Annotated in this window: 14 protein-coding genes; 9 read left to right on the top strand and 5 right to left on the bottom strand. The window is 66.8% G+C overall.

The features are described 5' to 3' along the window. Window positions 1-703 (bottom strand): ParA family protein (locus tag V5E28_RS38590; RefSeq protein WP_336214512.1); only part of this gene is annotated, 703 nt, incomplete at its 3' end. Between the two features lie 222 nt (window positions 704-925). Between V5E28_RS38590 and V5E28_RS38585 the strand changes: the two genes are divergently transcribed. The 7 genes from V5E28_RS38585 to V5E28_RS38555 all read left to right on the top strand — a co-directional run bounded on the left by V5E28_RS38585 (window position 926) and on the right by V5E28_RS38555 (window position 6,617). Then, window positions 926-2,167, top strand: coding sequence for a helix-turn-helix domain-containing protein (locus tag V5E28_RS38585; RefSeq protein ID WP_336214510.1), 1,242 nt, complete (start codon window positions 926-928; stop codon window positions 2,165-2,167). Window positions 2,168-2,565: 398 nt separating this feature from the next. Continuing rightward, on the top strand, window positions 2,566-3,474 hold the full coding sequence (locus tag V5E28_RS38580) for an SAM-dependent methyltransferase (RefSeq protein WP_336214509.1): 909 nt from the start codon (window positions 2,566-2,568) through the stop codon (window positions 3,472-3,474). Window positions 3,475-3,492: 18 nt separating this feature from the next. Continuing rightward, complete coding sequence (locus V5E28_RS38575; RefSeq protein ID WP_336214508.1) at window positions 3,493-3,819, top strand: hypothetical protein; 327 nt, start codon at window positions 3,493-3,495, stop codon at window positions 3,817-3,819. Continuing rightward, window positions 3,816-4,118, top strand: a complete 303-nt coding sequence (locus V5E28_RS38570; RefSeq protein ID WP_336214507.1) for a hypothetical protein — start codon at window positions 3,816-3,818, stop codon at window positions 4,116-4,118. The genes V5E28_RS38575 and V5E28_RS38570 overlap by 4 nt, the downstream gene beginning before the upstream one ends. Window positions 4,119-4,266: 148 nt before the next feature. Beyond that, the gene (locus V5E28_RS38565; protein ID WP_336214506.1) at window positions 4,267-4,407 is read left to right on the top strand and encodes a hypothetical protein; all 141 of its coding nucleotides are present in this window, start codon (window positions 4,267-4,269) and stop codon (window positions 4,405-4,407) included. An 84-nt stretch (window positions 4,408-4,491) separates the two neighbouring features. Then, complete coding sequence (locus V5E28_RS38560; RefSeq protein ID WP_336214505.1) at window positions 4,492-5,607, top strand: radical SAM protein; 1,116 nt, start codon at window positions 4,492-4,494, stop codon at window positions 5,605-5,607. 197 nt (window positions 5,608-5,804) lie between these two features. Further along, a complete protein-coding gene (locus V5E28_RS38555) occupies window positions 5,805-6,617 on the top strand; it encodes a hypothetical protein (RefSeq protein WP_336214502.1) in 813 nt (270 codons plus the stop codon). Window positions 6,618-6,696: 79 nt separating this feature from the next. Here V5E28_RS38555 and V5E28_RS38550 read toward each other — a convergent pair whose 3' ends face one another. Then, window positions 6,697-7,272 carry a hypothetical protein gene (locus tag V5E28_RS38550; protein ID WP_336214500.1) on the bottom strand — a complete coding sequence of 192 codons (576 nt, stop codon included), beginning with the start codon at window positions 7,270-7,272 and terminating at the stop codon, window positions 6,697-6,699. A 363-nt stretch (window positions 7,273-7,635) separates the two neighbouring features. Between V5E28_RS38550 and V5E28_RS38545 the strand changes: the two genes are divergently transcribed. Further along, the gene (locus V5E28_RS38545) at window positions 7,636-8,163 is read left to right on the top strand and encodes a hypothetical protein (protein WP_336214499.1); all 528 of its coding nucleotides are present in this window, start codon (window positions 7,636-7,638) and stop codon (window positions 8,161-8,163) included. Window positions 8,164-8,341: 178 nt separating this feature from the next. After that, on the top strand, window positions 8,342-9,031 hold the full coding sequence (locus tag V5E28_RS38540) for a hypothetical protein (protein WP_336214498.1): 690 nt from the start codon (window positions 8,342-8,344) through the stop codon (window positions 9,029-9,031). A 56-nt stretch (window positions 9,032-9,087) separates the two neighbouring features. Here V5E28_RS38540 and V5E28_RS38535 read toward each other — a convergent pair whose 3' ends face one another. Genes V5E28_RS38535 through V5E28_RS38525 form a run of 3 tightly spaced genes read right to left on the bottom strand, consistent with a single transcriptional unit; the run spans window position 9,088 to window position 10,833 of the window. Then, on the bottom strand, window positions 9,088-9,507 hold the full coding sequence (locus tag V5E28_RS38535) for a hypothetical protein (RefSeq protein ID WP_336214496.1): 420 nt from the start codon (window positions 9,505-9,507) through the stop codon (window positions 9,088-9,090). Window positions 9,508-9,513: 6 nt separating this feature from the next. Beyond that, window positions 9,514-10,449 (bottom strand): hypothetical protein, encoded by a 936-nt coding sequence (locus V5E28_RS38530; protein ID WP_336214495.1) that lies wholly within the window; start codon window positions 10,447-10,449, stop codon window positions 9,514-9,516. Between the two features lie 54 nt (window positions 10,450-10,503). After that, window positions 10,504-10,833 carry a hypothetical protein gene (locus V5E28_RS38525; RefSeq protein WP_336214493.1) on the bottom strand — a complete coding sequence of 110 codons (330 nt, stop codon included), beginning with the start codon at window positions 10,831-10,833 and terminating at the stop codon, window positions 10,504-10,506. Window positions 10,834-11,182: the final 349 nt, after the last annotated feature.

The raw sequence follows: 11,182 nt of genomic DNA, 5'->3' as shown, positions 1-11,182 counted from the left end.
CGAACACGTCGACGGCCAGATTGGACTTGAGGACTTCGGACAGGAGAACGGCGACCACTCGCATATCGGGCCGCAGTCGCTTCTTCACGAGCCCCAGTGTGCGGTTCAACTCCTGCAGGGAGTCCAGGTCGAAGCCGGACGCCTTGAACGGAATGATGACATCCGGCGCGGCCACTGTGGCGGCGATGGAGAGCTGGCCAAGGGACGGCCCGCAGTCCATGATCTCGAAGTCGATCTCATGCTCGGTGGTGTTCTCGATCCCCTCGTTGATCACGTTCTCAACGCCCGGCGGGGGGCCAAGTTCCACCTGCTTCAGGCTGGTGTAGGACGGAACGATGTACAGGTTGGGCACCCGCGTCGCGTACGTCACCTCATCGGGAGTGGCTTCGCCGCGGAAGAGGTGGAGCAGGTTCGGCGGCTCCCCAGGCCCGTAGTTGTGCTGCGGTGGGAACCAGTGCGAGACGCCGCCACGCTGCGCATCCACATCCCACAGCCGAACACGAAATCCCATGAGAGCAAGTTCGCAGGCAAGGCATCCGGCAGTCGTGCTCTTGCCCGAGCCGCCCTTTTGCATGATGCAGCACAGCCGGGCCGGTAGGGCGAATGGCTTGTAGTCGTCGGGCACCCGGGGCTGCATCCACTTGGGCAACTCGTCCCCGACTGGGGGTGGAGGAATGAGGGCGGCTGGGTCGCCGATGGTCATGCCGACCACCCGCCTGTGTCGGATCTCGTCATCGTCTCTCCTGTGGTGTCGTGCGCGCCGGGGGCGGCGCGCGTGACCATCCTAGAGACAGAACGCGGAAAAGGCTTGAAACAAAGGGTTTGGGACGCGCGGAGTCGCGGATCCTGCGCCGAGAACCCCTCGCATGAAATGAGCCCCAGACCGTAGCCTGATGGTGTCGAGGCATCAGGAGGTTTGGGGCTTATGGACAACGGTACCAACGATCCCGCCTCGGTGGTATTAACCATCGGGCAGCGAATTCGCTACTGGCGCGAACGCCGGGGCATGAGCCAGGAAACGCTGGCAGGCCTGATCGGCCGATCGACCTCCTGGCTGAAGCAAGCGGAGAACGACCGGCGGCCCGCCGACTCCCTGTCGGTCCTGCTCCGGATCGCCGACGTCCTCCACATCCGGAATCTGGCCGACCTCACCGGCGTCCAGTCCATGCCCGTCCGAATGTTCGCCGGCCCCGGCCACCCAGCGCTGGCAGAGGTGAGGACGGCGATCAACGTTTCGCCTCTCCTGCTCCCCAGCGGCACAGTCCAGCCCTTGAATGTGATCCGCGCCCGTCTCGACGCGGCCTGGCGGACTCGCCACACCTCGCCAGATCACCGGACCGCGCTCGGCAGACTCCTGCCTGACCTGCTGCGCGATACGCAGCTCGCCGCCGCCATGTACCACGGCGCCGATCGGCGGCGTGCCCAGGCACTCCTGGCGGAGGTCTACGGCTTAACGCAGATGTTCGTGGCCTACCAGCCTGCCCAAGACCTGCTGTGGCGTGTGGCCGACCGCGCACTCCTTGCCGCCCAGGAGTCGGAAGACCCGCTGGCGATCGCGTGCGCCGTGTGGTTCCTCGCTCAGGCTCACCGCGACACCGGCGACTACGACGCGGCCCGGGACATCAACGAGCAGGGCATGTTCGCCATCCAGCCACACCTCGACGACGACCCCACCGTTGAACTGCGCGCCATGTGGGGAGCGCTCAGCTTTGAACTCTCATACACTGCGGCTCGCCTCGGCGACGCCGGCGAGGCATGGCGTCACTGGAGCGAGGCCCAGCACGTCGCAGAAGGGCTGCCGAAGGATTACTACCAGCCGTGGACCTCGTTCTCGCGCGTGATCATGAAGGCCCATGCGGTGACGGTCGCCGTCGAACTCCACCAAGGCGGCGAGTCGGCGCGGCAGGCCGCCAGCGCGGAAAGCATCCCCATCCCGTCGCAGCCCCGGCGTGGCCGTCACTTGATCGAAGTGGCTCGCGCGTACCAGCTCCAACGGGACTTCGACGCGATGCTGGGCGCACTGCAACTTGCCCAGCAGACCGCGCCGGAGACGATCAAGTACAACGGCTATGCCAAGCGGATGGCGTACGAGCTGGTGAACTCGGGCCCGTCCTATCTACGCGTCCCAGCAGATCACCTTGCCGATCAAATCGGCCTAATGGTGTGACCGAAAGTAAGGGACACATCTGTGTCCCTTGCTTCACTTAGAGCGACTTACAGTCGGCGCATGACACCGACTGTGGCGATGAGTCACCTACGAGTTGCGCTGGCCACGCGTGGTGTCAGCACACGCGATGAGGACGTGCGGGAGCTGCGCGGCGGTTGCTATAGCACCCTGAGCCTCCAGGGGCTGAGCGTTACCTGTGGGCCTGAATGGATTCGGTGGTTCCCCGTTCCCGGCAACGGATGGGGATGGCACAGGGTGACTGATCCTGCCGGTGCCGCTCATGCGCTGGCGGCCATGCTGCTGCGGGGTGATAGCGGTTCCACCACCCCCCGGGCTGTCCGCCAGCTCGGCCATGCGCCCGTCACGTCGCTAACGACGACACGAGGCCCACGATTCTGATGAGCATTCCCGACCCCCCATCCGCTGACCGGCTTTCCGCCGCCAGCAAGCGCCCCAGCGGCCCTGGAAGCACCTTTAATTCATCTGCAACGACCCCGGCGGCCACTTACGCCGCGTTGCGCGGCTCGAAGGACGCCCTTCCCGCTGCCCGCGCCGCCGGGGAGGAGCTGAACAAAGCGCTCGGCGGCGTAGTGGATCAAGTCACCCGTGAGAACGCCCTCGCGCTCGGACGGGCAGTGCGGTACGCCGCCGAGCAGGGGCACACGCTGTTCGCGGACCTGGGTGGCGGTATCCCAATTCAGCGGTCGGACAGCTGGGGGCTGCCCGACCTCTACGCCGTCGCTTCCGGAGTCCAGCCCGGCCTGCGGTGGCTGCTGGTGGACTCCGACGAACTGGCCATCTTGTACGGCCGCGCACTCGTTGGCAGGAACCCTGACGTCCACGTGGAATGGGAAGACCTCCGGCAGCCGGCGAAGGTGCTGCACCTGCTCGACCTCCACCTGGGCGTCAAGCAGAAGATCGTCTGCGTTCTGGGCGCGGTGCTGCACTTCATGACCGACCGGCAGGCCGCCACCCTCGTCTCCGCTCTGTATGAGCATCTCGTACCCGGCAGCCTGATCTTCGCCACCCACGTGACCAGAACCGGCCTGCCGCCCGAGATGGCAGAACGTGGCAAAGAGGTCTACGAACGGTTGAACGGCGTCGAGATCCACCTCCGCACCGAGGAAGAGATCACGGCCATGGCCGGGCCGTTCGAGATCAAGCCGCCGGGAGTCGTGCGCACCATCGACTTCATGCCCCCGCAAGAGGGCCCGGCTCCCGAGGAAGCGCCGCACTTCCTCATGTGGATGGCCGAGCGGCTGCCCGATGAGACGGGTGCACAGCCGCCAGCGGAACGTTCGGTCTAGTCAACTCCTGGAGAGATCGTGATCACGGAAGAGGATGAGAGAGCCGATCGTGAGGGGCGAGCCCTTGTCGCGGAGGTGCAACCGCAGGTCGACCTCTGGTTGCTGATGTACTCCCGGTACCGGCGCAGCGTCGTCGGCTTCTACGCCGGCCACGTGGAGGAACGACTCATCGTCGATGTGGGGCTGCTCCCCAGCGGTGAGGTGTTGCGGCGCCTGGACATGGCCGCCCGCATCGCCACACAGGAGCCGAAGCTGCCAGCGCAGCAGCCGTCCCCCATCCCCGTGATAGCGCCATTCAACCCCTGGGAACTCTCCGACCCCCGCATCAGGGTGGCCGAGGCATGAGCCCCGACGTGGCTAAGAAGCTCCCCGTGCTTGGCGTGCCTCGCCGCGGGAGCTTGGAGCAGTTTCTCCATGAGATAGCCGATGCCGATGCCGCAGCCAGCGCGTTTGCCGCGAGCGTCTACCAGAAGACAAGCGGTCGCTGGGCAGGCGTATGGGGCTGCCGCAGCCGCCAGTTCTACGCCTTCTACCAAGACGACGGCGTCGGGCACGGCGTCTGTGTGACTGCCTTCGATTCAGCCGAGCTGTGGCAGCTGATCATTGAGAAGCAGGCCGAGCTTCAGCTACCTGCGTGGATCTGATGACCACGCCCTCCGACGCGCAGCCCACGGCGACCCCACACAGCGTCCGTGGGCTGCGGCGAAACTCCGGTCGCCGCCCTGTCACAGCCTTGGCGGGAGTAGCAGGGCGGCGACCGGTTCACCCCACCAGCGAGCGCGGGGGCAAGTCATGAGCGACTACGTCATGTTGATGACCCTCAACGGCCGCCTCCGCATCCCCACCCGGCCGGCCGCCCGGAAGCTGCCGGACCCCGAACCGCAGACGGACGCCCCCGCGCCCGATGACGACCTTCCCCCGCCCCCGGCATAGCCCCGGCCGGGTGCCCGTGGCCGTGAGGCGGCACCCCCGCCGCCGCCTCACGGCCACCATCTCCCCTTCCTGAGGAGGATCACCATGCACGACCTCATCGTGAGCCCGTACCTCGAAGGCGATCACCTGGTGCTCAGCCCAGGCCGTCAGGGCGGCCTGCGGCTCTCGCGCGCCAAGTACGACGAACTCGCCCACGCTGACGAGCCGCCCGTCTGGCTGGCCGACGCCGCAGCCAGCCTGTGGGACGACGTCACTCTGCGCCCCTTCCGGGAGAAGGTGCTGGTACGGCCCGTCACCGGCTACGAGTACGTGCGCGCCACCTACGAGCTGAACCTGGGCTGCAACTACGACTGCGAGCACTGCTACCTCGGGCTGAAAAAGTTCGAGGGCCTCGACTGGCCCGACCGGAAGAAGATGCTCCACATCCTGCGCGACGTCGGCGTGCTATGGCTGCAACTCACTGGCGGCGAGCCCACGATCGACAAGCTGTTCCGTGAGACGTACAGCCTCGGCTTCGACCTGGGCATGATGATCAGCATCCTGTCCAACGGGTCCAAGCTGCACGAGCCGAAGATCCTTGACCTGCTCACCGCGCACCGGCCGCACGAGATCACCATCAGCGTGTACGGCGCAACCGAGGCCAGCTACGACGGACTCACCCGCCGACCGGGCTCGTTCCGGAAGTTCCACAAGGGCGTGAGTGCCGCTGTCGAGGCCGGGCTGCCGCTCAAGTTCTCGCTGATCGTCACCAACCACAGCGCCGGCGAGGTCGCGCAGATGGAGGCCATGGCGAACGCGTGGGGCATCCCGTACGTGACCTTCGTGAACATGAGCCCCACGATCTACGGCGGCGCGGAGTCGCTGCCCTCGCAGTCGGTGGAGCATCTGCGCAAGCGGAAGGTCTTCACCGGCTGCAACGCCGGTCACACGTTCTTCCACGTCGATCCGCACGGCATCGCGTCCATCTGCAAGATCGGCCGGGAGCCGAACGTCCGCCTGGTCGAGGAGGGCGCCGCAGGGCTCGCCCGGCTCGGGCAGATCGCGGACTCTCTTCTCTTGCGGCAGGGCGGCTGCACTGGCTGCACCCTGCAGGGCACGTGCGGCACCTGCATGCCGCTCGTGCAGCTCTACCGCAAGGCGAAGTCACCGCTGGCTGCCTACTGCCAGCACCGAGAGCGAGAGGGGGTGAATGCCCCATGACAGTCATTGCCATCGACCTCATCCCACGGCCTGCGCCTAAGCCCGAGGTCGAGATCGTCACGGACCTGGAGACGCTCCTAGGTCCGCAGAAGTGCTCGTGCTCGTCAAGCGACGATCAGCCCTACTAGAAGGTGCGCAGGTGGGCCGTCCCGCGAGCTATCGTGGGGCGGCCCCGGCGCGCTAGAACGGAGAACTAGGTGGCGTTGACGCGCACCGACTGGCAAGACCTCCCGGCAGCGACCCGGGCGGCGGTGGAGAAACACACCGGCCCCATCTGGTCGGCGCGGACCGTGTCCGAAGGACTCAACTCGTCGGTGGCCGCGCTGCTCACCACCGAACGGGAAACCGTCTTCGTCAAGGGGCTGCCCCTCGGCTACGCGCGCCGCTGGACGCAGGACATGGAATGGATGATCGGCCCATACGTGGCCGGCGTCGCGCCGCGCGTGCTGTGGCGGGTCGAAGACGAAGAGTGGGACCTGCTCGGCTACGAGTATGTCTCCGGCCGGCACGCCGTGTATGAGCCAGGCTCGCCGGACCTTGGCCTGCTCATCTCCACCATGAGGGCGCTCGGCCGGATCCCCTGCCCCGATCTGCCGATCAAAACTGCGGAGGAGCGGTGGCTGCCGTACCTGGCCGAGCGGCTCGACGTGCGCTGGCTGGCCGGTGATCGGCTTTTGCACACCGACTACAACCCGCTCAACGTGCTCATCAGCCATGGCTGGGCGCTTCTCATCGATTGGGCGTGGCCGACGCGCGGCGCCGGCTGGATCGACCCAGCGTGCCTGATCCTGCGGCTGATCGCCGGCGGGCACACCGCCCAGCAGGCCCAGCGGGTGGTCTACGAGCTGCCTGCTTGGCGGGAGGCGCCCGAGGAGGGTGTGGACGTGTTCGCCGCCGCGAGCGTCCGGTTGTGGGAGGAGATCGCCGACCGGGACTCCGTTTCGTGGACCGGCCGTATGGCGGGCGCTGCCCGCGAGTGGGACACCTACCGGCGGGGCGCCAAGCCGTAGAAGGCAGCCGACCGCGGCGTGGGCCGTGGAGCTGACCTCACCCGCTCCTCCGCGGGTCGGCTCCGCGGCCCTTGCAGCTTCAGTCCGACACGTGCGAGGGCAGGCGCAGGTGGTTGAAGAAGGCGACCAGCGCGTCCGCCGTCCACGACGACATGGTGAATTCTCTGTCGTCCTCGCCGAGGCCGCTGTTGAGACCCGCGACGTCCTGCCTGATCTGTTCCATAAGGTCGGGGTCGCGCATCTGGACGCTGATGCGCGGCGTGGTGTCGCCTTCGACGAAGGGCGTGTCCTTGACCGCAGCCCTGATTACGTCGGCGCGTAGCGGCCGGGGGTAGAGGCCGATGCCGAGCCGCCCCATCGCGGCCTTCGTCACGGCGTCCTTCACCCCATACGCAGTGATCTTGCAGTACAGGGACAGCCGCCACTGGGTGTCGAAGCTGATCACGGCGGACAGCACCTCGTGCTCGATCTTGCGGGCCCGCACCTTGCGGTCCTGAGGCGTGGTGCCGACCGCCTTGTCGGAGGTGGCGGCGCGCGCCTTCCTGGCCGCGGGCTTCCTGGGGGAGGCTTGCGCCGCCTGGGCAAGGGTGAGGCCGGCCTCCTCGGGGTTGGGCTCGTGGAACAGCACCCCCGGCTCGCCAGTGCTCTTGGCCATGCGCCTACCTTCAGTGATCTCGCGGTCGGTTCACTAGTTTCCCTCAATTCGCTCGATTCGCAAAGTGCCAGCACTTACCGCAGCTCAGCGCCGCCAAAGAGGGGTGCCGGTAAGAATCGTGTCTCACGCCCCAAACGAGCAGATTCGCCACAGCTCACGACCTAGAACGCCAAGCTTGACGGCGAGGACTGTCACGCCCTCGCCGCGCAGAGCGCTGCTCTACTGATCGTTAACGTGTGGGAACATCCTCTTCCCGCAAGCGTGGAACGTACAGTGTACGATTCGCGATTGGCCTGCGATCGTCAGGATTTCCTGACAGTATAGAGGTGTCAGGAAATCCTGACGATCATGGAGGAGGGGACTGTGAGCTACCAGAGCGACGACGGCAGGCACGAGGGATGGTGTGCCACCGTCTTCCCGGACGGGCGCGTCTCAAGCGGGTCAAGGAACGGCGGGGCCATCGTCGCGCCCGTGGGGCCGGACGGCCGGGTCGGGCACGGCGAGGACGTGCTCGACGGCCGAACCGCGATCGGCTGGCGCGGGCACTGCGAGTGCGGATGGCAGGGCCCGCTCTGGGAGCGCGTGGCCACCGCAGAGGAGGAGAACACCACCGACTGCAAGGTCTGGTGGCCGGACCTCGACCAGTACGGCGAGGCTCCGGCGGATGTTCAGGACGCGGTCTGGTCGGAGTGGGAGGCCCACCTCGAACCCAAGAGCATCGTCGCCATCCGGGAGGCGGCCCAGGCCGTACGCGACGCACAGGACCGCCTCGACGCGGCCGTTCGCGTTGCGTGCGAGGAACGTCGGCCGTGGAGCGAGATCGGCCAAGCTGCGGGTATGAAGCGCCAGTCCGCGCACGAGCGCTGGGGCGCCCGCTGGACTCAGGGCTGAGAATGCTCGGGGCGGCCCGCAACTTGTGCCCCTTCTCGCAAGCTCAACTCCATACCGTGAGCTGTGGCGAATCTGCTCGTTTGGGGCGTGAGACACGATTCTTACCGGCACCCCAAAGAGAGTCGGCGAGCCCGTACGCTTACCAGCGGCGTGCACAACTCAGGAGGGGGACTGGGGAGTGCAGGAAACAACCACCGAGCAGCTCTGCGGGGTCTACGGCTGCGGCGCAGACAAGGGGCCGTTTCGCGCCTACGTTGGGATCCTGTGCCTGGGGCATATCAGTCGGCTGCGCCGCGATGTCGCGGTCACGCCGCTGCTCATGCGCTGGCTCGGCATGCACACCGCGGCCTCGGGTGGTGGCCACGCCGAGCCGGTCTCCGGCAGCCGCGAACGGGGCACGCCGCTCCGGCTGGACGTCATGTCGATGATCCTGCCCGGCGCCGTCCACCCGGTCGACGACGAGGACCAGGCGGGCCCGGCGTCGATCCCATCAACGCTGGCGGCATGGGCGTGGCAGGTCGCAGAGGAGCGCGGGCTGGCCGGCCCGAGCCGGTGGGACGACGTATCCGAGCTGTCCGAGTGGCTCGCCCGGCACCTGGACTACAGCGCGCACCGGCCGTGGGCCAGTCAAATGTGCGAGGACCTCGCCGGACTGCGCCGGGCCGCGCATGGCCTTGTCCCGTGGAAGGTCCATCGCGCAGAAAAGGACGGGATTCCGTGCCCGTCATGCGACCTGATGTCGCTCGTCCAGGTGTCCGGGGAGCCCTACATCGAGTGCGACGAGCAGGTGGGCGGCTGCGGCAAGCTCCTCACCGCCAGCGAGTACGACGCCTACACCGCGGTGCTCGCCGGCCAGCACGCCGCCTGACATGAGAATCGGCCAGGCCCCGGCGGTCGCGCGGCAGGGTCCGGCCGATCAGGAGGTCACGCCACGCGCGGGACCATCATCTGAGGGATCACGATGGTGGACAGCAGGTGCGTGCCCAGCCCGTTGAACGCGGCGACGACGGCCGGCGAGATGGAATGCTCCGGCACCCGTACGGTCGTGACGCCCTCGGCGGTGATCTCCGCCTTGACCAGGCGAGCCTGCAGAAGCATCCCGCGCGTGCGCTCGATTCGCACTTCACCGATGTGCGGAACAGCACCGAAGCGGCCAGTGACCAGTGCCTGTACCGCCTCCAGCGCTTCGGCGCTGACCTTCTCAATCATGCCGATGAGCTGCTGATCCATCTGCCGCTCATCGATGAGGCCCCGTATCTGGTTGCCCTCAACGAAAGCGGACACCGGGCCGAGGTCGGCCGGGATCAGGCGCGGGTCTACTCCCAGATATCTAACGTCGAGCATGCCAACTCACCTCAACCAGTGCTTCGTTGCGTAATGCACGAGCTGGGGCTTCGTCTTCACCCCGGCCAGCTCGCACATCCTGGTAACCCGCCGCTGCACCGTGCTGCGCGAGCAGCGCATCGAGCGGGCGATGTTGTCTAGCTTCTCCCCGGCGATCACCAGCTGCAGCGCGACCAGATCCTCGTTGGACAACTCGTCAGGCATGGCAGCGAGCTGCGACGTCTCGACATCGAGAGGAGCCGCGGCCGCCCAGTCCGCTTCGAACTGGGCGACCAGGCCGGACAGAAGAGCCGGGGCGGTGGTCCGCAGCATCGGGAGAGTAGCGCGCGGCACCTCCGGCGTGAGGGCCACCTTCCGGTCGCTGATGATCAGCTTGTTCGACACCTCATCGGCGATGCGGATCTGAGCCCCCCAGTCCGCGGCATTGCGCACGCTGGCCAGTCCGCCCGCACTGGAGAGGATCGCGCGCTCGTAGATAAAGCGACGCACCGGCAGAACGGATGGATCGTAGTCCTCCGGCGGTGCAGTGAACGGCGGCAGGTGAACGAAAGGGGCCGTGAACACCTGCATCCATTCGATCTGTGTGCGCCTGTCCAGCTTGTTGTAGACCTTGCGGAGCTCCTCACGGGTGGTGATTCGCTCCACCAACGGGGCGCCGGTGTTGGCGGCGTTGGCGGTCCATCGGTCCTGCAGGGCCTCGACGTGGTACTCCAGCGCCTCCAGCCGTCCACGCGCTTCCTGCAGCAGCGGGCCGAAGGCCCGCTGGGGCGCCCGGGCGGCCGGAGGCTCGCCTATGACGTAGCCCGCTTCGCGGAGCGTTCCGAGCGTGTCGGAGACGTCCGATCCGAATTGTGCGTGCAGGTCTTTCATGGAGGTGGGGCCGTGGTCGACCAGGTAGCCGTACAGCTGGGTCGCTGCGGCGTCGAGACCCGTGCTCGTCACGTTGCGGTTCCTCTTCAGGCGTTGTCTTCCAGCGGAGGGAGGGGCAGCGAGGTGCTAAACGCCGCCACCGACCGAGTTGTTGGTCTCGGACTTGGGCGGCACGGTGGTGACGGTCACGGTGGACTTGGTCTCGGTGACGGTCTTGGTGATGACCTGGCTGCCGTCAGGCTTGGTGATGGTCTGGACGGACTCGGCCTTCGTGGTGGTGACCGTGGGCGCTGTGGCGCTCGGCGTGGTCGGCTCGTCAGACAGCGTGAGCGTGGGGGAGGGCGTCGGCGTGCTGGTGGCCGCGGGATCGTCGGCGTACGCCGCGGTGGTCATGCCGGCCAGCAGCAGGGCGGTCAGAGCGAGGGCGGGCAGACGCAGACGACGGGTGGTGGACACGGTGGGACTCCTGACGTTTACAGAACAGATAGGGGGCTTCGCCTGCGGCATGTGGACACACCCCCGCAACATCCGCAAAACGAAGCCGAGAACCTGTTGTAAAGGACTGGGTTATGGCCTGTCCACTATCTGGCGCAAAGTGCCTCTGACCAATAAGAGTCATGACCGATTTTGGTCATAAGGGGGCTACCGGGGCGATATAACGATCGGATCTCAGGCCGATTGGATCGAGACAACATGTAATCCGATACGGCGATCTAGGCGTCGGCGCTGCATCCTACGGCTGTGTGCCTGTCTCTGATCACGGATTATGCGGAATGTGGAGATACGGTGCAGGCTACAAGATGGA

It is taken from the genome of Nonomuraea sp. LPB2021202275-12-8 (assembly GCF_037044575.1).
GTDB lineage: Bacteria > Actinomycetota > Actinomycetes > Streptosporangiales > Streptosporangiaceae > Nonomuraea.
Note: the sequence above shows the minus strand (reverse complement) of the source record. Positions and strands in the feature narration are given on the sequence as shown.